At 61.5% G+C, this 22,806-nt stretch carries 20 protein-coding genes; all 20 read left to right on the top strand.

The window, feature by feature from the left end:
* The first annotated feature begins 145 nt into the window (after positions 1–145).
* Entirely contained in the window at positions 146–886 is a 741-nt protein-coding gene (locus tag PSOLE_RS06680; protein ID WP_074856826.1) for a flagellar basal body rod protein FlgF, read from the top strand.
* Between the two features lie 46 nt (positions 887–932).
* Complete coding sequence (flgG, locus tag PSOLE_RS06675; RefSeq protein WP_037050359.1) at positions 933–1,718, top strand: flagellar basal-body rod protein FlgG; 786 nt, start codon at positions 933–935, stop codon at positions 1,716–1,718.
* Between the two features lie 37 nt (positions 1,719–1,755).
* Entirely contained in the window at positions 1,756–2,478 is a 723-nt protein-coding gene (gene flgH, locus PSOLE_RS06670; RefSeq protein WP_074856829.1) for a flagellar basal body L-ring protein FlgH, read from the top strand.
* A gap of 212 nt (positions 2,479–2,690) precedes the next feature.
* A complete protein-coding gene (locus PSOLE_RS06665; RefSeq protein ID WP_074856846.1) occupies positions 2,691–3,770 on the top strand; it encodes a flagellar basal body P-ring protein FlgI in 1,080 nt (359 codons plus the stop codon).
* Between the two features lie 14 nt (positions 3,771–3,784).
* Complete coding sequence (gene flgJ, locus PSOLE_RS06660; RefSeq protein ID WP_074856831.1) at positions 3,785–4,963, top strand: flagellar assembly peptidoglycan hydrolase FlgJ; 1,179 nt, start codon at positions 3,785–3,787, stop codon at positions 4,961–4,963.
* Between the two features lie 9 nt (positions 4,964–4,972).
* Complete coding sequence (gene flgK, locus PSOLE_RS06655; protein WP_074856834.1) at positions 4,973–7,000, top strand: flagellar hook-associated protein FlgK; 2,028 nt, start codon at positions 4,973–4,975, stop codon at positions 6,998–7,000.
* A 386-nt stretch (positions 7,001–7,386) separates the two neighbouring features.
* On the top strand, positions 7,387–8,646 hold the full coding sequence (gene flgL / locus PSOLE_RS06650) for a flagellar hook-associated protein FlgL (protein WP_074856838.1): 1,260 nt from the start codon (positions 7,387–7,389) through the stop codon (positions 8,644–8,646).
* Between the two features lie 606 nt (positions 8,647–9,252).
* On the top strand, positions 9,253–10,788 hold the full coding sequence (locus PSOLE_RS06645; protein WP_074857622.1) for a flagellin: 1,536 nt from the start codon (positions 9,253–9,255) through the stop codon (positions 10,786–10,788).
* Positions 10,789–10,863: 75 nt separating this feature from the next.
* Positions 10,864–11,223, top strand: coding sequence for a flagellar protein FlaG (locus PSOLE_RS06640; protein WP_083393732.1), 360 nt, complete (start codon positions 10,864–10,866; stop codon positions 11,221–11,223).
* Between the two features lie 223 nt (positions 11,224–11,446).
* The gene (gene fliD, locus PSOLE_RS06635) at positions 11,447–12,892 is read left to right on the top strand and encodes a flagellar filament capping protein FliD (RefSeq protein WP_074857625.1); all 1,446 of its coding nucleotides are present in this window, start codon (positions 11,447–11,449) and stop codon (positions 12,890–12,892) included.
* A gap of 6 nt (positions 12,893–12,898) precedes the next feature.
* Positions 12,899–13,288: a flagellar export chaperone FliS gene (gene fliS / locus PSOLE_RS06630; RefSeq protein WP_074857628.1), complete on the top strand. Its 390-nt coding sequence runs from the start codon at positions 12,899–12,901 to the stop codon at positions 13,286–13,288.
* A gap of 214 nt (positions 13,289–13,502) precedes the next feature.
* Positions 13,503–13,880, top strand: coding sequence for a flagellar export chaperone FliS (fliS, locus tag PSOLE_RS06625; protein WP_074857631.1), 378 nt, complete (start codon positions 13,503–13,505; stop codon positions 13,878–13,880).
* Positions 13,881–13,908: 28 nt separating this feature from the next.
* Positions 13,909–14,202 (top strand): flagellar protein FliT, encoded by a 294-nt coding sequence (locus PSOLE_RS06620; RefSeq protein WP_074857634.1) that lies wholly within the window; start codon positions 13,909–13,911, stop codon positions 14,200–14,202.
* Between the two features lie 258 nt (positions 14,203–14,460).
* A complete protein-coding gene (locus PSOLE_RS06615) occupies positions 14,461–15,936 on the top strand; it encodes a sigma-54 dependent transcriptional regulator (RefSeq protein WP_074857638.1) in 1,476 nt (491 codons plus the stop codon).
* A 281-nt stretch (positions 15,937–16,217) separates the two neighbouring features.
* Entirely contained in the window at positions 16,218–17,432 is a 1,215-nt protein-coding gene (locus PSOLE_RS06610; RefSeq protein ID WP_074857641.1) for a sensor histidine kinase, read from the top strand.
* Between the two features lie 3 nt (positions 17,433–17,435).
* Positions 17,436–18,833 (top strand): sigma-54-dependent response regulator transcription factor FleR, encoded by a 1,398-nt coding sequence (gene fleR / locus PSOLE_RS06605; RefSeq protein WP_074857644.1) that lies wholly within the window; start codon positions 17,436–17,438, stop codon positions 18,831–18,833.
* 253 nt (positions 18,834–19,086) lie between these two features.
* The gene (locus tag PSOLE_RS06600) at positions 19,087–19,416 is read left to right on the top strand and encodes a GIY-YIG nuclease family protein (protein ID WP_074857647.1); all 330 of its coding nucleotides are present in this window, start codon (positions 19,087–19,089) and stop codon (positions 19,414–19,416) included.
* A 125-nt stretch (positions 19,417–19,541) separates the two neighbouring features.
* Positions 19,542–19,871 carry a flagellar hook-basal body complex protein FliE gene (gene fliE, locus PSOLE_RS06595; RefSeq protein WP_013714978.1) on the top strand — a complete coding sequence of 110 codons (330 nt, stop codon included), beginning with the start codon at positions 19,542–19,544 and terminating at the stop codon, positions 19,869–19,871.
* A gap of 10 nt (positions 19,872–19,881) precedes the next feature.
* Positions 19,882–21,666 carry a flagellar basal-body MS-ring/collar protein FliF gene (gene fliF, locus PSOLE_RS06590; protein ID WP_074857651.1) on the top strand — a complete coding sequence of 595 codons (1,785 nt, stop codon included), beginning with the start codon at positions 19,882–19,884 and terminating at the stop codon, positions 21,664–21,666.
* Positions 21,659–22,675 (top strand): flagellar motor switch protein FliG, encoded by a 1,017-nt coding sequence (gene fliG / locus PSOLE_RS06585; RefSeq protein WP_074857653.1) that lies wholly within the window; start codon positions 21,659–21,661, stop codon positions 22,673–22,675. The genes fliF and fliG overlap by 8 nt, the downstream gene beginning before the upstream one ends.
* The last annotated feature ends 131 nt before the right edge of the window (positions 22,676–22,806 follow it).

Genomic DNA, 22,806 nt, shown 5'->3' with positions numbered 1-22,806 from the left:
TCGCCGCCGCGCTTCTATAGCTTTCATGCTAGCCCTGTAAATTCCTTTTAAATCAGTGTCTTGTATTTATTTTTCGAGTCTGGCACGGCGCTTGCTGTAGTCAATGCAAAGAGCCAAGGGCACGTCGCCCACTCGGAGAATTACCATGGACAAGATGCTGTACGTCTCCATGACAGGAGCGCAGAACAACACACTGGCTCTGCGCGCCCACGCCAATAACCTGGCGAACGTTTCCACCTCGGGTTTTCGTCGCGATTTCGAGCAGGCGCGCTCCATGCCGCTGTTCGGTGAAACCTATCCGGCGCGCGTATTCGCCATGAGCGAACGTCCGGCTACCGACTTCCGTCCGGGGGCGCTGCAGGAAACCGGGCGCGATATGGACGTGGCCATTGGCGGCAAGGGCTGGATCGCCGTGCAGGCACCCGATGGCAGCGAGGCCTATGTTCGCACTGCCAGCTTGAATATCGATGCCTTGGGCGTGCTGCGTACCGGCAACGGTTTGCCGGTCATGGGCAATGCCGGGCCGATTGCCGTACCGCCGGAGCAGAAGGTGGAGATCGGCCAGGACGGCACCATCAGCATTCGTGCGCTTGGTGAAAACCCCAACGTATTGGCCGAAGTCGATCGCATCAAGCTGGTCAACCCTGATCCGAAAAGCATGGAGAAGGGCGCCGATGGCCTGATCCGTGTGAAGGGGCAGCCCGAGGTAGAGGCCGATGCGACCGTTCAGGTGACGTCGGGTTTCCTCGAGGCGAGCAACGTCAACGCCGTTGAAGAGATGACCGCGATCCTCTCCCTGTCCCGTCAGTTCGAGCTGTCGGTGAAGATGATGCGCACCGCCGAGGACAACTCGTCGGCCATGGCGCGGGTTTTGCAAATTAGCTAATTACCAGCACGCGGCGCCGTAAAACCGGCGCCCGAGGAGAATCTATATGCTTCCGGCACTGTGGGTCAGCAAGACCGGTTTGTCCGCTCAGGACATGAACCTGACCACCATTTCCAACAACCTGGCCAACGTGGCGACCACCGGCTTCAAGCGTGATCGCGCGGAATTCGAGGATCTGCTCTATCAGATCCGTCGTCAGCCAGGTGGCCAGTCCAGCCAGGACAGCGAGCTACCTTCGGGTTTGCAGCTCGGCACTGGTGTGCGCGTGGTGGGTACGCAGAAGATCTTCACCGCCGGTAGCCTGCAAACAACTGAGCAACCGCTCGACCTTGCCGTCAATGGCCGTGGTTTCTTCCAGATTCTGCAGCCCGACGGCACCGTTTCCTATACCCGTGATGGCAGCTTCCACCTCAACTCCGACGGCCAGATCGTCACCTCCCAGGGCTTTGCTCTGGAACCGGCGATCGTTCTGCCCAACGAAGTGCGCACCTTCACCGTCGGTGAGGATGGCACCGTCTCGGTGACCACGGCCGGCAATCCGCAGCCGCAGATCATCGGCAATATCCAGCTGGCCGACTTCGTCAACCCTGCGGGCCTGGAAGCCATCGGCAACAATCTGTTCCTCGAGACCGGTTCCAGTGGTGCGCCGCAGGTGGGCAACCCGGGGCTCAATGGCCTGGGCACCACGCTGCAGAACACCCTGGAAAACTCCAACGTCAGCGTGGTGGAGGAGTTGGTGAACATGATCACCACCCAGCGCGCTTACGAAATGAACTCCAAGGTGATTTCCACCGCCGATCAGATGCTGTCCTTCGTGACGCAGAACCTCTGATTTTTGACACTGTTGTGAACGCCGCGAGGTAGTGGTTATGAACCGGCAAATTCTCTGTTTCCCCCTGTTGGCTGGCCTGCTGCTCGGTAGCGGCTGCGTGGCGCCGACAGCCAAGCCGGACGATCCCTATTACGCGCCGGTTTTACCGCGTACCCCCTTGCCGGCTGCGCAGAACAACGGCTCGATCTATCAGGCCGGTTTCGAAAATGGTCTGTATGACGACCGCAAGGCGTTCCGTGTCGGCGACATCATCACCATCACGCTCAATGAGCGCACCCAGGCCAGCAAGAACGCCAACAGCAATATCCAGAAGGACAGCAGCGGCACAATGGGTGTGCCCAACCTGTTCGGCATGGCCGTTGCACCGGACAACCCGCTGCGCAGCCTCAGCGCGCTGGGCATGACCAACAACAATCTGAGCCTGGATTCGAGCTGGAACTCCCAGCGTGATGCCTCCGGTTCTGGTCAGGCAGGGCAGAGCAACAGCCTGTCTGGCTCGGTCACCGTGACCGTCGCTGAAGTGCTGCCCAACGGCATTCTGGCCGTGCGTGGCGAGAAGTGGATGACGCTCAATACTGGCGATGAGCTGATGCGTATCTCCGGGCTGGTGCGTGCCGACGACATCTCCACTGACAACACCGTGTCGTCCACTCGGGTTGCCGATGCGCGCATCACCTATTCCGGGACTGGCGCCTTCGCCGACGCCAGTCAGCCGGGTTGGTTGAGCCGCTTCTTCCTCAGCCCGATGTGGCCGTTCTGATCAGGGGAATGGAGATGAATCATGTAGGAGCGAGCTCTGCTCGCGAAGCTTTCAAGTCGAGCGCGGTTCGTGAGCCTGGCTCGCTCCTGCGGATATTGTGGCCCGCAGGTAAAACGTTGCCGGTGCAGGCAAGCTCCTGCCGCCGGCAATTCGCCGCCGTCCATCGCGGCTATCGTCGTCGTGGCGCCAACGACTGGCTGTTGCTGGCAACCATGCTCGGTTGCCTGCTGCTGAGCCTGCCGACCCAGGCCGAACGCCTCAAGGATCTTGCCTCCATCCAGGGGGTGCGCAGCAACCAACTGATCGGCTACGGCCTGGTCGTCGGCCTCAATGGCAGCGGCGACCAGACCACGCAGACCCCCTTTACCGTACAGACCTTCAACAACATGCTGGCGCAGTTCGGCATCAAGGTGCCGCCAGGTGGCAACGTGCAGCTGAAGAACGTCGCGGCCGTGTCGGTGCATGCTGACCTGCCGGCGTTCGCCAAGCCGGGGCAGACCATCGACATCACCATTTCCTCGATCGGTAACGCCAAGAGCCTGCGCGGTGGCAGCCTGCTGATGACGCCGCTCAAGGGCATCGACGGTAACGTCTACGCCATCGCCCAGGGCAACCTGGTGGTCGGTGGTTTCGACGCCAGTGGTGCCGACGGTTCGCGCATCACCGTCAACGTGCCATCCGCCGGGCGCATCCCTGGCGGGGCTACCGTCGAGCGTCCAGTGCCGAGTGGTTTCGATCAGGGCAATTACCTGACTTTGAACCTCAATCGCCCTGACTTCACCACGGCGAAGAATATCGTCGATCAAATCAACGACCTGCTTGGCCCTGGCGTGGCCCAGGCCATCGATGGCGGCTCGATTCGCGTCAGCGCGCCGCTCGACCCGAATCAGCGCGTCGACTACCTGTCGATTCTCGAGAACCTGCAGGTCGAGGCCGGCAAGGCGGTGGCCAAGGTCATCATCAATTCGCGTACCGGCACCATCGTCATCGGCCAGGACGTCAAAGTGCAGCCGGCTGCCGTGACCCATGGCAGCCTGACCGTGACCATTACCGAAGACCCCATCGTCAGCCAGCCCGAGGCATTCTCTGGCGGGCAGACCGCGGTGGTGCCGCGCTCTCGCGTGGGCGCCGAGGAAGAGGCCAAACCGATGTTCAAATTCGGCCCCGGCACCAGCCTCGACGAGATCGTGCGTGCCGTTAACCAGGTAGGCGCAGCACCTTCCGACCTGATGGCCATCCTGGAGGCGCTCAAGCAAGCCGGCGCTCTGCAGGCTGACCTGATCGTGATCTGAGGAGGATTGCCAGCATGGATTCCCGACTTTCAGCCGGTCTGCTTGGTAACGGTAAAAGCCCGGTCGACAGCGGTGCGTTCACCGATCTGAATCGCCTCAACCAGTTCAAGGTAGGCGGCGATACCGAGCAGAACATTCGCAAGGTCGCGCAGGAGTTCGAATCCCTGTTCATGAACGAAATGCTCAAGGCCATGCGGTCGGCCAACGCCGCATTCGGCGAGGGCAACTTCATGAACAGCAACGAGAGCAAGACCTACCAGGACATGCACGACCAGCAGTTGGCGGTGACTCTTTCCAAAGAAGGGCGCGGCATCGGCCTGGCCGACGTGCTGGTGCGGCAGATGTCGAAGATCAAACAGCCGTCGAGCCGTCCCAATCCATTCGCGCAGGTCGAACAGCCGGCTGCTGCGTCGGCTGAGAGCAAAGCCGACAAGGTTGCCAGCAGCGAAGGTTTCCGTGATGACGTGGCGCTGCTCAACCGTCGCCGCCTGGCTGTTCCGGGCAAATTGGCTGACCGTCTGCTGGCGGGCATCGTACCTTCTGCGGCCGAAGGTAAAACGCTGGCCGGTAATGACTGGATTCCGGCGCAGGCCAGCGCCGCGCCCAAGGATCGCGGCCTGAGCCTTGGCAACAGTGATGCATTGACGGGCCGTCGTATTGCTCAACCGCCGCTGGCGCCGGGCAAAGCCGCATTCAGCTCACCGCAGGAATTCGTCGCCACCATGCTGCCGATGGCGGAAGCCGCCGCGGAGAAGATCGGTGTCGACCCGCGTTATCTGGTGGCCCAGGCCGCGCTGGAAACCGGATGGGGCAAGTCGATCATCCGCACCCGCGATGGCGAGAGTAGCCACAACCTGTTCGGCATCAAGTCCCATGGCAGCTGGGAGGGCGAGTCGGCCCGCGTGCTGACCACGGAATACAAGGGTGGTAAGGCGGTCAAGGAGGCGGCCAGCTTCCGTGCATATGACTCCTACGCACAGAGCTTCGACGATTACGTCAGCTTCCTGCAGAACAACGGTCGCTACGAGAAGGCGCTGAACGTCACCGAGAATCCGGAGCGCTTCGTCAAGGAGCTGCAACAGGCCGGTTATGCCACCGACCCCCAGTACGCGCGCAAGATCTCGCAGATCGCGCGCAAGATGCAGACCTACCAGGCTGTGGCCGCTGCCGACAGCGGCACCACAAGGACTTGAGGCTGAACCATGGCTGACCTACTCAGTATTGGCATGTCCGGGCTTGCCGCCAGCAAGACCCAGATCAGTGTTACCGGTCATAACATCACCAATGTCAATACGCCCGGCTACACCCGCCAGGATGCCGTGCAGGCCACGCGCGTGCCGCAGTTCAGTGGTGCCGGCTATATCGGCTCGGGCACCACGCTAACCGACATCCGCCGCAGTTACAGCGAGTTTCTCACAAGCCAGCTGCGCTCCAGCACCGCGCTGGCCAGCGACGTGGCTGCCTACAAGAGCCAGATCGACCAGCTCGACGCCCTGCTGGCCGGCTCCACCACCGGCATCACCCCCTCGCTGCAGTCCTTCTTCGCCGCGTTGCAGACCGCAGCGGAAGATCCGGCCAATATCCCGGCGCGGCAGTTGGTGCTTTCCGAGGCTGAGGGTCTGGCGCGGCGCTTCAATACCGTTTACGAGCGCCTGAACGAGCAGAACAATTTCCTCAACAAGCAGATGGTGGCGGTCAGCGACGAGGTCAACCGCCTGGCCGCCAGCGTAGCCAGCCTGAACAACGCCATCGCCATCGCCGCGGCGAACGGTCAGCAGCCCAACGACCTGCTCGATGCCCGCGACGAGGCAGTACGTCAACTGTCCACCTACGTTGGCGTCACCGTGGTGCCGCAGGATGACAACAGTTACAACCTGTTCATCGGCTCCGGTCAGCCACTGGTAGTCGGCGCCACCGCCAATCGCCTCGAGGTTGGGCCGGGGTTGGGCGATCCCACGCGTTTCGAGGTGCAGTTCGTCAGCGGCAACTCGCGCCAGACCATTACCACCCAGCTCAGCGGCGGCGAGCTGGGTGGCTTGATCCGCTATCGCGAGGAGGTGCTGGACTCCACCTTCAATGCACTTGGTCGTCTGGCCCTGGCCGTCAGCGATCAGGTCAACAGTCAGCTTGGCCAGGGCCTCGACCTCAAGGGGCAGGTGGGGAGTGCGCTGTTCGGCGACTTCAACGATCCGGCGTTGGCGGCACTGCGCGTGCGCGCCTTCAGCAGCAACACCAGCAATGCCCAGCCGCTGCTCAATATCAGCGACACCAGCCTGCTGACCACCAGCGACTACCGCCTGGAGTTCGACGGTACCAACTATACGGCGCGCCGCCTTAGCGATAACGCGATGATGAGCGTTACCGAGAGCCCGCCCGGCACGCTCAGTTTCGGCGACAGCAATGGTCGCGACCAGGGCTTCACTATCGACGTGGGCACGCCGGCGCCCGCAGCGGGTGACATCTTCCTGCTGCAGCCGACCCGTCGCGGCGCCCGTGATATCGCTGTGGTGCTCGATCAGCCGGATCAACTGGCTTTCGCGGCCCCCTTGCGCGCAGAGGCGAACCTGCAGAATCGAGGGAATGCGGTTATCGGTCAGCCTTCCATAGACAACGTCCAGGATCCGATGATCCTGGCGGATCTCAAAGACCTGTCGCCGCTGACCATGACCTATGCCGAGCCGGTTGCACCGGCCACTACGGGTACGTTGAACCTGAGTGGGCCGGCAGGCATTACCATCACGCCCGCTACCCTGAGCATCACGCCCGGGCAGAGCAACATGCTTAGTTACACGATTACCTCGGGCGGAAGCACGCTGGAGATATCGCAGACTTTCAGCGGCCGACCGCAGACGGGCGATATCTTCTCCGTCGCCTTTAACGCCAACGGCGTGTCGGACAACCGCAACGCCTTGAAACTGGCCGACCTGCAATCCAAAGCGACCATCGGCGTCGATCCCACAGCCTCGGGCACTACCGGCGTGAGCTTCTCCGATGGCTACGGCGACCTGGTCCAGCGGGTTGGCACCTTGACAGCCCAGGCGCGTCTGGATGGCGAGGCGACCACGGCGATTCTCAAGCAGGCCACCGACTACCGCGATTCGCTGTCGGGGGTCAACCTGGACGAAGAAGCGGCCAACCTGATCAAGTTCGAGCAGTACTACAACGCCTCGGCACAAATCATTCAAGTTGCCCGCAGTTTGTTCGATACCCTGATCAGTTTATTTAGATAAGGCTATGTCCCTGTTAACTGTTGCTAGGGTTCCAAGGAAGGCCGGGAGCCTTGTAGGGTGGGCTTTAGCCCACGCCAACCACCGTTGGTGGGCTAAAGCCCACCCTACGGGCCTTTGCACCCACTCCCAACACTTAGCGCAGACATAGCCTTAGATAAACCCCAGGGAAACCCTGAAGTAGTCGTCATTCCCGCGCAGGCGGGAATCCAGAACCTCCGTAGTACCTGGGCTCCCGCCTTCGCGGGAGTGACGGAAAATGGCTTTTTCAGAGCTCCCCTAAGGTACACGCGGCCGTCTAGGTCGTGCGAACCGATGAACTACCTGGTGCGCATGGCGCACCCTACAGAATCCGCCTAGGTTTGGCGGTTGCACCAAGAGGCCAGAGCATGCGCATCTCCACCATCCAGGCGTTCAACAACGGGGTTTCCGGCCTGCAGCGTAACTACGCCAATGCCATCCGTACCCAGGAGCAGATCAGTACCGGCAACCGCATTCTCACCCCGGCGGACGACCCGGTGGCTTCGGTGCGCCTGCTGCAGCTGGAGCAGCAGCAGTCGGTGCTGAGCCAATACCAGTCCAACCTGACGGCGGCGAAGAACAGCCTGACTCAGGAGGAGGTCACTCTCAATTCGGTCAACACCATCTTGCAGCAGGTGCGCGAGCTGACGGTGCAGGCCGGCAATGGCGCGCTCAGCCAGACCGACCGCCAGTCCATCGCCGCCGAGCTGGGCCAGCGCGAAGACGAACTGCTGGCGCTGATGAACACCCGCAATGCTCGTGGCGAATACCTGTTCGCCGGCTTCCAGGGCAAGACCCAGCCCTATCTGCGCACGGCCGATGGCAACTATCTGTACCAGGGCGACGACGGCCAGCGCAAACTGCAGATCGCCAGCTCCCTGGAGCTGCCGATCAGCGATAGCGGCCGGGCGATATTCGACAGCGGCCGCAATGCCGGGCGCCTGAGCATCGGTGGTAATCCGCCGGCGCCTGCCGCGCCCCTCGTCAGCGGCGCGCTGGTGGACGATGAGGTGGCCTTCGCCAACTTCCCCGCCGGCGGCATTCGCCTGGAGTTCAACGATCCGGCCGACCCTCTGGCCTATACCCTGACCCCGGTGGACGGTAACGGGGTGGATGGCGTGCCGGTCAGCCGACGCCTGGTGGAAGGGCAGGACAGCCTGGTGCAGTACGGCGGCGTGGCCTTCCATATCAACGGCGTACCGCCTGCCGGTTCAAGCTTCACCGTGCAGCCGCCGGATACCAACCCGGCTACCGCGCCTGCCAACAAGGTTGGCATCCTCAATACCATCGCCAGCTTGCGTAAAAGTTTGGAAGACGCGCCCGATAGCGCGGAGGGCAATCGCCAGGTACGCGATGCGGTGGCCTTGGGGCTCACCAATCTGGACAACAATATGGTTGCCCTGGATCAGGTGCGCGGGCAGATCGGCGCGCGGCTCAATGTGGTGGAGACCTCGCTGACCGACAACGAGGACGTCACACTGGTCAACAAGGCGGTGCAGGCCGAACTGCGCGAACTGGACTACGCTGAAGCGCTGTCGCGCCTGGCCTTCCAGTCGGTGATCCTCGAGGCGGCGCAGCAGAGCTACGTGAAGATCGCCGGGCTCAACCTGTTCAACCATCTGCGCTGACCGGGCAAGGCCAACTGCACCAGGCGTTGTGGTCTTGTAGCCCGGATGCAATCCGGGGCAGGCGGGCGTTTTCCCCGGATTGCATCCGGGGGAAATCGCTGGGGCGTGATCCCGGGCTACGAATTCCGGCTGTAGGAGCCCCGCCCCGGGGCGAAGCTTTTGCTTTCTGCGCAGCCTGCCCGAGTGCATTCGCCGCGAGGCGCGGCTCCTACAGTCCGGATGCCATCCGGGGCGGCGCGTTGGGTGGATGGCCACCCCGAGGAAAACCGCGCAGCATTTCCAGCGGCAGCCGGCGCGGGTTTATCGGCGCCATAGCATGAGGACGGTGGACAAGCTGCGCGTTGTCCACCCTACGAGACGGCAAAAACTGCCGGCAAATCCGACAACCCTTTGGCGAACCCCCTGCGTCGATCCTGATATCCCCATAACCAGCTGTTTTAAAACACAAAAAAAAATCCACAAAAAACTCGAAAAAAACCTAAAGCCATCACCGGCAGCGCCGATACAAGAGACGAATGCGAAGTAACTGGGTGCCTGAGCAAGGCGACCGCCCAAACGCTCGCAGCACCCGGCTCATCTGAGTACCAGCCCATTGGAGGCAACACCATGGCCCTTACTGTCAATACCAACATTGCGTCCCTGAACACTCAGCGCAACCTGAACTCCTCGTCCAAGGCGCTGGATACCTCCCTGCAGCGCCTGTCCACCGGTTCGCGCATCAACTCCGCCAAGGACGACGCCGCCGGCCTGCAGATCGCCAACCGCCTGACCAGCCAGATCAATGGTCTGGGTGTAGCAGTGCGCAACGCCAACGACGGCATCTCCCTGGCGCAGACCGCCGAAGGTGCCCTGCAGCAGTCGACCAATATCCTGCAGCGTATGCGCGATCTGGCCTTGCAGTCGGCCAACGGCAGCAACTCAGCTCAAGAGCGTAAGGCAATCGGCGCCGAGGTGAATCAACTCAAGGAGGAGCTGACCCGTATCGCGGATACTACTACATTTGGTGGGCGTAAACTGTTGGATGGCAGCTTTGGCTCCACTGCGTTCCAGGTTGGCTCCAATGCCAACGAGACCATCAACGTCACCTTGACCAGCGCGTCGTCCGATGCACTGGGATCTTACCGTTCTAACGTTGCTGGTTCGATCACCGGCACGGGTGCCGCAGCGGCTGACTTGGCCACTGCCAAGAGGAATGTAGGGTTCAAGGCCGGCGATATCGACATTAAAGGCTCGCTGGGCAAGAAGACGGTGTCTGTCGTGGCAGACAGCAGTGCTTCCGAGATTGCCAAGGCGGTCAATATGGCGGCTTCGGAAACTGGCGTTTCGGCTGTTGCCAAGAACACCATCTCCTTCGGGAACGGCCTGGGCTTGACTGCCGATACCAGCGATACCGATCCAGCCAACCACACCTTCGATGCCATCAGTTTCGATATCGGCACAAAGGGTGGCACCAAGACCTCTGTGACCATCACCGCCTCGGGAGATGATGCTACCGATCTGGCTGCCTTGCGTGATGCTATCAATGCCGAGTCTGGCACTAACGGGCTGAGCGCCAGTATCAACAGCGACGGCGAGCTGCTAGTGGCCGCGGTGAATGGCGACAACATCGAAATCCAAAACTATAAGGGCAACGCCGGAAGTGGCGCAGCTGTTAATTTGACCGTCAATGTCGATAATGGCTCGGGTACCTTCGCCGGTGACTACACTCTGGATGCGACCAATGCGGCGTTCAAGGCTGTGGGCACCGTTCAGTTCAACGCCTCGTCGGTATTCACCATCGAGGGTGCCAGCGTGGATGAGCTGACCGGGCAGACGGTTGGCCAGCTCAACCGTATTACCGATATCAAGGTTGATACGGCCTCCAATGCCCAGGATGCGATCGCGGTCATCGATGGCGCTCTGGCTAACATCGATGCGCAGCGTGCCGATCTTGGTGCCGTGCAGAACCGTTTCGATAACACCATCGCCAACCTGCAAAACATCTCGGAAAACGTATCGGCTGCCCGTGGTCGTATCCAGGACACCGACTTTGCCGCCGAAACTGCCAACCTGAGCAAAAATCAGGTGCTGCAGCAGGCCGGTACCGCTATCCTGGCCCAGGCCAACCAGCTGCCGCAGGCAGTCCTCAGCCTGCTGCGTTAAGCTTGGGGCTGGTTGCTGTGAACCACGGGGGGTAGCGCTTGCGCTACTCCCCGCTTTGCCATCTTAGGTGAAGTTATGGAAAACAATCTGCTTGGCGGCATTACCGGCGCTGGATCCACCAGGGCGGTGCGTGGTGAGGCGGGCGCACCTGCTTCGCTGCAGCAGGGGTCGGAAGATCGTCAATCCGCGTTGCAGCAAGTGCCGGAGGTCGGGCGTCAGTCCGTGGAGGAGGCGGTATCCAGCATCCGCGAGTTCGCCCAGAGCATTCAGCGCAACCTGAATTTCAGCCTGGACGACTCGACCGGGCGGGTGGTGGTCAAGGTGACCGACGGCGTATCGGGCGAGGTCATTCGTCAGATTCCCTCTGAAGAAGCGCTGCGTCTGGCCGAAAGCCTGGATGAGGTGCGTAGCCTGCTGTTCAATGCCCAGGCCTGAGAGCTTGTGAATAAATCTGCTGCGCTCGGCATCTCGCATTTCGGCTGTGCTCGCAATGCTCATGTATTGCAATACACTCCGCTTGCTGCGCGCAGGCGAAACGCAATCTGCCTTCGCTCGCGACGATTTCTTCACGAACTCTGAGCGGGTGGGGTGGTACGTTTATTGCTGATTCTGCGCGTTGGCGTGGTGTTCGCGTCAACTCAATGGCGAGGTGGAACTTATGGCTGGCATAACGGGAATTGGCTCCGGTATCGATATCAACAGCATCGTCGGTGCCATGGTCAACGCCGAGCGGGCGCCCAAGGAGGCGCAGCTGGCGCGCCTGGAGAAGGCCTCCACCACCAAGTTTTCCGCCTTGGGCCAGCTCAAGAGCGCCTTGAGCGAACTGCAGACGGCGCTCAAGGATCTTAACAACCCGTCGTTGTTCGAAAAGCGCACGGCCACTTCGTCCAATACCACTGCGTTGACGGCCAGTGCCGGCAGCGCAGCCCTGGCCGGTAGCTACCAGGTCGAGGTCGGGCGCCTGGCGAGTGCCAGCAAGGTGGCGACCCAGACGCTCGCCTCGGATTTCAGCGCCACGGGGGCGGGTACCCTGACAGTCAAGCTGGGTGCCGGCGACGAGGCCGGCGTCGACGTGGCCATCGAGGCGGGCGACGACCTGGCCGCGATTCGCGACAAACTCAACACGGCGCTGAAGGACAAGGGCGTCAGCGCCAATATCGTCAATGACCCGGCCGGCGGCACCTCGCGGCTGGTGCTCAGCGCCAAGGAAACCGGCGCCGGCAAGGATATCTATATCGAGACGGCTGATGCCGCGCTCGCCGATCTGGCCATCGGCAGCATCGACTACAGCGACCCGGACAATCCTGTGGGTACGCTCGCTGCAGTCAGCGGCTCCGCTGCGGGCTACCTGGAGCAGGCTTCGAACGCCGAGTTCAAGATCGACGGCCTGAGCCTGAGCAGCGCCAGCAACAGCATCGACAACGCCATTCCCGACGTGACTCTTACCCTGGTCGGCAAGACCGAGGCGGGCAAGCCGCTGAACGTGACCGTCGGCCAGGACAACGCCGGGGTCAAAAGCAGCATCAAGAAGTTCGTCGATACCTACAACAAGCTGATTTCCACCACCAGCGAGCTGACCAATGTCACCCAGGTCGGCGAGGGCAAGGCGCCAGTGGTAGGGGGCTTGGTCGGCGATGCGACTGTGCGTACCTTGCTTAGCGGGGTGCGCAGCGAGTTGGGCAATCCGGTCGGGGCATCGGGAGATGCCGTGCGTACCCTGGCCGACCTGGGTATTACCACGCAGAAAGACGGCACCCTGAAGATCGACGACGGCAAACTCGATAGCGCTTTAAAGGACAACTACGACGCAGTAGGTGCCTTTTTCACCGGCGATAGTGGCTTGATGAAGCGCCTCGAGCAGCGTATCGAGGGTTACACGCAAGTCGGCGGCATTCTCGATGAGCGTATGAAGGGGCTGCAAACCACCATCAGCGGCATCGACAAGCAGAAAGAAACCCTCAACCGCCGTATCGAGCAGTTGCAGACCCGTCTGTTCGCCCAGTTCAACGCCATGGACTCGCTGGTGGGGCAATTGAACCAGACCAGTGATCGCCTGGCGCAGGCCCTGGGCAGCCTGCCCGGCGTAGTGAAAAAGGGCAGCTGATAAGCCATGAGCAATCCAATCGACACCTACAAAACGGTCAACACCGCGCAGGACGTCAGCCCCTACCGTATCGTTCAGTTATTGCTGCAGGGCGCCCTGGAGCGTCTGTCTCTGGCCCGCCATGCCCAGCTCGAGGGCAATCCGGAAGTTCGCGGCCTGGCCGTCGGCAGCACCCTCTCCATCATCGGCGCTTTGCAGGCCGGGCTAGACAAGGAGCTGGGCGGCGAAATTGCCGAGAACCTGGACGCGCTCTACGACTACATGACCCGTCGCCTGGCCGGTGTAGCGCTAGACGACACGCCGCGTAGTCTGGACGAGGTGCTGGCGTTGCTGGGGCAGATCAAGGAAGCCTGGGACGCCATCGGCCCCGAGGTTGAGCCTGCATCGGCAGGTTAGATTCGCCTCAGGAAATTCTGAAAAAGCCATCTATCGTCACTCCCGCGAAGGCGGGAGCCCAGGAACTACGCAGGTTCTGGATTCCCGCCTGCGCGGGAACGACGGCTATTTCAGAGTTTCCCTAACGCTCTATCGGTAAGTTAAATTCACCTAAAGCTTTGCCGGCCAGGGCCGATACACAAGGTATCAGCCAAACAGCAGAGCGAGAGCGACGATGAATGCAATGGCGGCCCTTCAGCAGTACCAGACCGTCAATACCCAGGTGCAGGCTTTTGAGGCCAGCCCTCACCGTCTTATTCAGATGTTGATGGAAGGTGGGTTGACCCGAATAGCTCAAGCGCGTGGCGCCATGGAGCGCGGACAGACCGAGCTGAAAGGCGAGTTGATCAGTAAGAGCATCGCCATCGTCGGCGGTCTGCGCGAGGCTCTTGATCACCGCCAGGGCGGCGAGCTGGCGGCGAATCTGGACGGTCTGTACGAATATATGACGAGTCGGCTGCTGCAGGCCAATCGCAACAATGAGCCTGCACTGCTCGAAGAGGTCGCCGCGCTGCTTCGCGAGGTTAAATCCGGTTGGGATGCCATTGCCTAGTTATGGCATGGCGCCAGAGGAGAAGGTTATGAGTGCATCTGTCCAGCGTTTGCAAGCAACCGGTGCGGCCTTGCGCGACGCCCTGGCCAAACAGGACTGGGCCGCGATTGGCGAGCTTGATCTGCAGTGCCGCATGGCGGTCGATGCGGCCATGGTCGAGAGTCGCGATGAAGAGCAGCTGCGCGGCAGCATGGAAAATCTGCTGTCACTGTACCGTGAGTTGGTGACCGTTTGTCAGACCGAGCAGCAGCGTCTGGCAGGCGAATTGGTGCAGCTCAATCAAGCCCGCCAGGGCGCCAAGGTTTATCAGCTTTTCGGTTAATTAACCTGCATTACCGAGCTAATCCCCAGTGGTTTGGCTCGGTCTCTTCTTCGTTGCGTTTTCCCTTCCTCTCGGTTCTAGTGCTTTTTATCGCTCAAGTCTCGACGTGACTGCTTGGCTGAAGCCAATAGCGGGTAAAAAATCACGTCATAAAATTGACTGGCTTCAATTTTTTGACTTTACTAGTGGCAAGTTGCCGGTGTGCGCCGAAGAACTGGCGTGCAATTTCCCTAACTCCTCGGGTCAGACAAGCACAAGATGTGGCGTGAAACCAAAATCCTGTTGATCGATGACAATGCTGCGCGCCGCCACGAACTGGCGATCATTCTGAACTTTCTCGGGGGAGAGCATCTGGCCTGTACAAGCCAGGACTGGCGCAGTGCCGTGGCTGGGCTTGAGTCCAGTCGCGAGGTGCTGAGTGTCTTGCTGGGCGATGTCGAGGCCAAGGGTGGGGCGCTTGAACTGACCAAGCAGCTTGCCGGCTGGGACGAGTTCCTGCCGCTTCTGATGGTTGGCGACGCCAGCATCGTCGAGTGGCCGGAAGATTTGCGCAGGCGCGTACTGGCCAGTCTGGAAACGCCACTCAGCTACAACAAGCTGCTCGACTCGCTGCATCGCGCCCAGGTCTATCGCGAGATGTACGACCAGGCCCGTGATCGTGGTCGGCAGCGCGAACCCAATCTGTTTCGCAGCCTGGTCGGCACCAGCCGTGCCATTCAGCAGGTGCGGCAGATGATGCAGCAAGTCGCCGATACCGAGGCCAGCGTGTTGATCCTCGGTGAGTCCGGAACCGGCAAGGAAGTGGTGGCGCGCAATCTGCATTACCACTCCAAGCGTCGCGAGGCACCGTTCGTGCCGGTCAACTGCGGCGCGATTCCGGCCGAGTTGCTGGAGAGCGAGCTGTTCGGTCACGAGAAGGGCGCGTTCACGGGGGCCATCACCAGTCGGGCGGGGCGCTTCGAACTGGCCAATGGCGGTACGCTGTTCCTCGATGAAATCGGTGACATGCCGTTGCCGATGCAGGTCAAGCTGCTGCGTGTGTTGCAGGAACGAACCTTCGAGCGTGTCGGCAGTAACAAGACGCAGACTGCTGATGTGCGCATCATTGCCGCTACGCACAAGAACCTGGAGAAGATGATCGAGGATGGCAGTTTCCGTGAGGACCTGTATTACCGCCTCAACGTCTTCCCCATCGAGATGGCACCGCTGCGCGAACGTATCGAAGATATCCCGCTGCTGATGAACGAGCTGATTTCGCGTATGGAGCACGAGAAGCGCGGCTCCATTCGTTTCAACTCGGCAGCCATCATGTCGCTGTGCCGCCACGATTGGGCGGGCAACGTGCGTGAGCTGGCTAACTTGGTGGAGCGCATGGCGATCATGCATCCCTATGGCGTGATCGGGGTGGGCGAGTTGCCGAAGAAGTTCCGTCATGTCGATGACGAAGATGAGCAGCTTGCGGCCAGTCTGCGTGATGAAATGGAAGAGCGCGCTGCGATCATGGCAGGTCTACCGGGCCTCGATACGCCAGCCATGCTGCCGCCGGAGGGGCTGGATCTGAAGGACTACCTCGGTAACCTGGAGCAGGGACTGATCCAGCAAGCGCTGGATGATGCAGGTGGCGTGGTGGCGCGGGCTGCTGAGCGCCTGCGGATTCGCCGTACCACGCTGGTCGAGAAGATGCGCAAGTACGGCATGAGCCGCCGCGAAGAGGATGGTCAGGACGAGGATTGATTCCTCAGCCTCAGGCTAAGGAAACTCTGGGAAACTCGTCATTCCCGCGCAGGCGGGAATCCAGAACCTGCGAAACTCCTGGGCTCCCGCCTTCGCGGGAGTGACGGTAAGTAACTTTTTCAGAACATCCGTAACGCCGCAAAGAAAGCCGGAGCTTTGACGCAAGCTCCGGCTTTGTTTTTTTAAGTGGTTGAAAAATAAGAATAAAAAAGTAGGCACGGGTATTGCTAAGGCTCTTGTATCCGACCGTCTTCTGACGGTACGTCGTACGAGAGAAGCCGATGGAAGCCAACCTTCGTCCTACCGAGTCAGCCGAGCCAAGCGGCTCCGCACCGCTCGAACAAGCCAGCCGCGCGGGACTGGAGCAGGCCTTTGCCCTGTTCAATCAGATGTCCAATCAGCTCAGCGAGTCCTACAGCCTGCTTGAGGCGCGGGTCAATGAGCTGAAGGGGCAACTGGCGCTGGTCAGTGCACAGCGCATGCAGGAACTGGCGGAGAAGGAGCGTCTGGCCCATCGTCTGCAAAGCCTGCTGGATCTGTTGCCTGGCGGTGTGATCGTCATCGACGGTCAGGGCGTCGTGCGCGAGGCCAACCCCGTGGCGCGTGCGCTGCTCGGCCAGCCCCTGGTGGGCATGCTCTGGCGTCAGGTGATCGCACGCAACTTCGCCCCGCGCGAAGACGATGGTCATGAAATTTCCATGCGCGACGGCCGCCGTCTATCTATCGCCACGCGTTCCCTGCACGGGGAGCCGGGGCAGCTTGTGCTACTGACCGACCTGACGGAAACCCGTCGCCTGCAGGATCAGCTCTCTCGCCATGAGCGCCTATCGGCGCTGGGGCGCATGGTCGCTTCCCTGGCCCATCAGATCCGTACACCGCTTTCCGCTGCGTTGCTCTATGCAAGCCACCTCAATGAACAGGTACTGCCGGCCGAACAGCAGCAGCGCTTCGCCGGGCGCTTGAAGGAGCGGCTGCACGAGTTGGAAAACCAGGTGCGCGACATGCTGATCTTCGCCCGGGGCGAGCTGCCATTGCCGGATCGTCTGTCGCCGTCGGCCCTGTTCGATGCGCTGCGTGCGGCTGCCGATGCCCATGTGGGCGATATGGCTGTGCGCTGGCAGTGCGATGTGCGTGACGGCGAACTGCTGTGCAATCGCGACACGCTGGTCGGCACCGTGCTCAATCTGATCGACAACGCCATTCAGGCGGCCGGGCGCGATGCGCGTCTGAAGATTCATCTCTACCGCCGCGACGGCCTGCTGCGCCTGTGCGTCAGCGATAACGGGCCCGGTATGAGCAGGGAAGTCCTGGCGCGTCTTGGCGAACCTTTCTTTACCACCAAAACCACTGGGACCGGCCTCGGGCTGGCGGTGGTCAAGGCAGTGGCGCGTGCTCACCAGGGCCAGTTGCTGCTGCAATCGCGTGCGGGTCGTGGCACCTGCGCCATAGTTTCTCTGCCGCTGCTTGATGCGGCGTCTCACTCGAATCAGGAGTAACCCATGGCTGCCAAAGTCCTGCTGGTTGAAGACGATCGCGCGCTGCGCGAAGCCCTGGCCGATACCCTGTGCCTGGGCGGGCATGATTATCGAGCCGTCGATTGCGCCGAGGCGGCCTTGGTCGCGTTGACCGAAGAGCCGTTCGGGCTGGTGGTCAGCGACGTCAACATGCCGGGTATGGATGGTCATCAACTGCTGGCGCAGATCCGTAGTCGTTATCCGCAACTGCCGGTATTGCTGATGACGGCTTTCGGCGCGGTAGAGAGGGCGGTAGATGCCATCCGTCAGGGTGCTGCTGATTATCTGGTCAAGCCGTTCGAGCCGCGCACGCTGCTGGAGCTGGTGGCCAAGCACGCTCTCGGTAAATTGACGGCGGGGGATTGCGATGGTCCGGTAGCGCTCGAGCCGGCCAGCGTGCAGCTGCTGGAGCTGGCGTCACGCGTGGCGCAGAGTGATTCGACGGTGATGATCACGGGTGAGTCGGGGACCGGTAAGGAGGTGCTGGCGCGTTATATCCATCAGCAGTCGCCGCGCGCCTCCGGGCCTTTCATCGCCATCAACTGTGCGGCGATTCCCGACAACATGCTCGAGGCCACCTTGTTCGGGCATGAGAAGGGCGCGTTCACCGGTGCGGTCACTGCTCAGCCGGGCAAGTTCGAGTTGGCCGACGGTGGCACCATCCTGCTCGACGAGATTTCCGAAATGCCGCTGGGGCTGCAGGCCAAGTTGTTGCGTGTGTTGCAGGAGCGTGAGGTGGAACGGGTCGGCGCGCGCAAGCCAATCAACCTGGATATTCGCGTGCTGGCCACCAGCAACCGTGACTTGGCTAGCGAGGTTGCCGCAGGACGCTTCCGCGAGGACCTCTATTATCGACTGTCGGTCTTCCCCTTGGCCTGGCGGCCACTGCGTGAGCGGCCTGCCGATATTCTGCCGCTGGCCGAGCGGCTGCTGGCCAAGCACGTCAAAAAAATGAATCAGGCGCCGGTGCGTTTGTCCGAGTCGGCCGCGCAGTGCCTGGTGCAGCATCAGTGGCCGGGCAACGTGCGTGAGCTGGACAACGCCATTCAACGTGCGCTGATTCTGCAGCAGGGCGGGGTGATTCAGGTGCAGGATCTGTGCCTGCACGCACCCATAGGTCAGACGGTGCAGAGCGCCGTGCCGCACCTGGCTGTGGTGCCGAGTATGGCCCCGCCGATGACGCAGCCGGTCGATGCCGGCGCGCTGGGCGAGGACCTTCGCCGTCGTGAGTTTCAGGTGATCATCGACACCCTGCGTGCCGAGCGCGGTCGCCGCAAGGAAGCCGCCGAGCGCCTGGGTATCAGCCCGCGCACCCTGCGCTACAAGCTGGCGCAGATGCGCGATGCCGGGATGGATGTCGAGGCCTACCTGTACGCCAGCTAATGTTGCTGTGCTGAAGGGGATGCGACGGAGGGGGACGCTGCCTGGGTTCCCGCCTTCGCGGGAATGACCTCGAATGATCCATCGCCGTCATCCCCGCGAAGGCGCAGCTACCGTCATCCCCGCGAAGGCGGGGATCCAGCCGCGGTGCTAAGGTTGTCCTGGCTTGTAGGAGCGATTTTTTCGTTCGGGCTCAAATCAATCGCTGAATAGGCCTTCATACCTATGGAGGGCCCAATCTGCAAAGGACTGCAGCATGAAACAACCCGCCGTTTACATTATGGCCAGTCAGCGTAATGGCACGCTCTATACCGGAGTTACAGCGGATCTGCTGCAGCGTGTCTGGCAGCATAGAGAGGGAGCCGTTGAGGGCTTTACACTCCGCTATGGAGTGAAGTTGCTGGTGTGGTACGAGCAGCATGAAAGTATGAGTGGCGCGATAGCCAGGGAGAAGGCGATCAAGAAATGGAATCGTGCCTGGAAGCTGCGCCTGATCGAAGAGCGAAATCCGCAAGGGCGCGATCTTTGGTCAGAGATTGTTGGTGAGTCGTCTGGTGCTGCTGGGGCCCCGCCTTCGCGGGGATGACGGTGGCTACCCCATCTATCTGCGTGTTCCCGATCTGATTCCCATAAGCCGCTTTGTTGGCACCCTTGTTGCAGATACCCCTGCATAGCGCCGCTAGTGTCAAAAAGCGGGCAGTGGAGGAAGTCATGAGCCAAGGTGTCGAATTCAATCGCTTGATGCTGGAAATGCGTTCCATGCAGGCTGAGGCCATGGCGCGTCAGAAGCCTGCTGCGAGCGAGCCAGTGCAAGGGGCGCCGAGTTTCTCGGAAATGCTCGGCCAGGCGGTGAATAAGGTCAACGAGACCCAGCAGGCTTCCAATAAACTGGCGACCGCATTCGAGATGGGGCAGAGCGGGGTCGATCTGACCGATGTGATGATCGCCTCGCAGAAAGCCAGCGTATCCTTCCAGGCCATGACCCAGGTGCGTAACAAGCTGGTCCAGGCGTATCAAGACATCATGCAGATGCCGGTCTGAGGGTTGATTGATGGCTGAAGCAGCAGTAGCAAACGTACCGGCCAAGGCCGAGTCAGGCGAGCCGAAGAAGCCCCTGCTGGGCCTTAGCTTCCTGGAAAATCTCGCCGAAATGTCGGTGCTGCGTCAGCTCGGCCTGCTGGTCGGCCTGGCTGCCAGCGTGGCCATCGGTTTTGCCGTTGTGCTGTGGTCGCAGCAGCCGGATTACCGTCCGCTCTATGGCAGCCTCAACGGTATGGATGCTACCCAGGTGGTCGAAACCCTGACCGCTTCCGGTATCGACTACACCATCGAACCCAACTCCGGCGCCCTGTTGGTCAAGGCTGACGATCTGGCGCGTGCGCGTATGCGCCTGGCAGCTGCCGGCGTGGCGCCGACCGATAACAGTGTCGGTTTCGAGATTCTCGACCGTGAGCAGGGCCTGGGTACCAGCCAGTTCATGGAGGCGACCCGCTATCGCCGCGGTCTCGAGGGCGAGCTGGCACGTACGGTGGCCAGCCTCAACAACGTCAAGGCGGCGCGTGTACACCTGGCCATGCCCAAGGCGTCGGTGTTCGTGCGTGACGAACGCAAGCCGTCTGCCTCGGTGCTGGTCGAACTCTACCCGGGGCGCGCATTGGAGCCCAGTCAGGTCATGGCCATCGTCAACCTGGTGGCGACCAGCGTGCCTGAGTTGGACAAGGGCCAGGTCACGGTGGTCGACCAGAAGGGCAACCTGCTCTCCGACCAGCAGGAACTGTCCGAGCTGAGCATGGCCGGCAAGCAGTTCGACTACACCCGCCGTATGGAAACGCTGTTCACCCAGCGTGTGCACAACATTCTGCAGCCGGTGCTGGGCACTGGTCGCTACAAGGCGGAAGTGTCGGCTGATGTGGATTTCAGTTCGGTTGAATCCACTTCCGAAATGTTCAATCCGGATCAGCCCGCGCTGCGCAGTGAGCAACAGGTCAACGAACAGCGTCAGAGCAGTCTGCCGCCGCAAGGCGTGCCGGGCGCGCTGTCCAATCAACCGCCGGGCCCGGCTGCCGCTCCGCAGCAGGCTGCAGGCGCTGCCGCTCCCGCCGGTCCGATAGCGGCTGGTCAGCCGCTGGTCGATGCCAACGGTCAGCAGATCATGGATCCGGTAACCGGCCAGCCGATGCTGGCGCCGTACCCGGCAGACAAGCGTGAGCAGTCGACCCGCAACTTCGAGCTGGATCGTTCCATCAGCTACACCCGTCAGCAGCAGGGGCGTCTGCGTCGCCTGTCGGTAGCGGTGGTGGTGGATGACCAGTTACGTGTCGACCCGGCCACCGGCGAAAGCAGCCGGGTGCCTTGGACCGCCGATGACCTGGCGCGCTTCACTCGTCTGGTGCAGGACTCGGTGGGCTTCGATGCCAGTCGCGGCGACAGCGTCAGCGTGATCAACACGGCGTTCACCGCGTCGATGGGCGAAGAAATTCCGGATATTCCGTTCTACACCCAGCCCTGGTTCTGGGACATCGTCAAGCAGGTGCTCGGCGTGCTGTTCATCCTGGTGTTGGTGTTCGGCGTGTTGCGTCCGGTGCTCAACAACATCACCGGCGGTGGCAGGGGCAAGGAGCTGGCAGGCTCCGGTGATGTGGAGCTTGGCTCGATGGCAGGTCTGGATGGCGAGCTGTCCGATGACCGTGTCAGCCTTGGCGGCCCGCAGAGCATCATGTTGCCTAGGTCTAGTGAGGGGTATGATGCGCAACTGAACGCTATCAAGAGCCTAGTGGCGGAAGACCCTGGCCGCGTCGCCCAGGTCGTGAAAGAGTGGATCAACGCCGATGAGTGACAATCGCACTGCTACCAAGCTGAACAAGGTCGACAAGGCCGCGATTCTGCTGCTTTCGCTGGGCGAAACCGATGCCGCGCAGGTGTTGCGTCACCTCGGGCCGAAGGAAGTGCAGCGCGTCGGCGTGGCCATGGCCGGCATGCGCAATATCCATCGCGAGCAGGTCGAGCAGGTGATGGCCGAGTTCGTCGAGATCGTCGGCGACCAGACCAGCCTCGGTGTGGGTTCCGATGCCTACATCCGCAAGATGCTCACCTCTGCGCTGGGCGAGGACAAGGCGGGCAACCTCATTGACCGTATTCTCCTCGGTGGCAGCACCAGTGGCCTGGACAGCCTCAAGTGGATGGAGCCGCGTGCCGTTGCCGATGTGATTCGCTACGAGCACCCGCAGATTCAGGCCATCGTCGTCGCCTACCTCGACCCGGACCAGGCGGCCGAGGTGCTCAGTCACTTCGATCACAAGGTACGCTTGGACATCGTTCTGCGGGTGTCGTCGCTGAACACCGTGCAGCCGGCCGCGCTGAAGGAGCTCAACCAGATTCTCGAGAAACAGTTCTCCGGCAGCGCCAATGCCACGCGCGCCTCCATGGGCGGCGTCAAGCGTGCGGCGGACATCATGAACTTCCTCGACAGCTCGGTGGAAGGCCAGTTGATGGACTCCATTCGCGAACTGGACGAAGACCTGTCGATGCAGATCGAAGACCTGATGTTCGTCTTCGACAACCTGGCCGATGTCGACGACCGTGGCATCCAGGCGCTGATGCGCGAGGTCTCCTCCGAAGTGCTGGTGCTGGCACTCAAAGGGGCCGACGACGCGATCAAGGAGAAGGTGTTCAAGAACATGTCCAAGCGCGCTGCCGAGCTGCTGCGCGACGACCTGGAGGCCAAGGGGCCGGTACGCGTCAGCGATGTCGAAGCGGCGCAGAAGGAAATTCTTACCATTGCCCGCCGTATGGCCGAGGCCGGCGAGATCGTGCTTGGCGGCAAGGGCGGCGAGGAGATGGTTTGACAGGGTCTATTCCCGTTTCGCCACGGCCGCGCCGGAGCCAGTTTTTGCGCGGGGCAAGGCATGAGGAGAGAAGTTTGGTCATTCCAAATGAGCGACGAATAACGCCGCTGCGCGCAAAAACTGGCCCGGCC

It is taken from the genome of Pseudomonas oleovorans subsp. oleovorans (genome assembly GCF_002197815.1).
Lineage (GTDB): Bacteria > Pseudomonadota > Gammaproteobacteria > Pseudomonadales > Pseudomonadaceae > Aquipseudomonas > Aquipseudomonas oleovorans.
The sequence above is the reverse complement of the archived record's forward strand: the minus strand, read 5'-3'. Positions and strand labels throughout refer to the sequence as shown.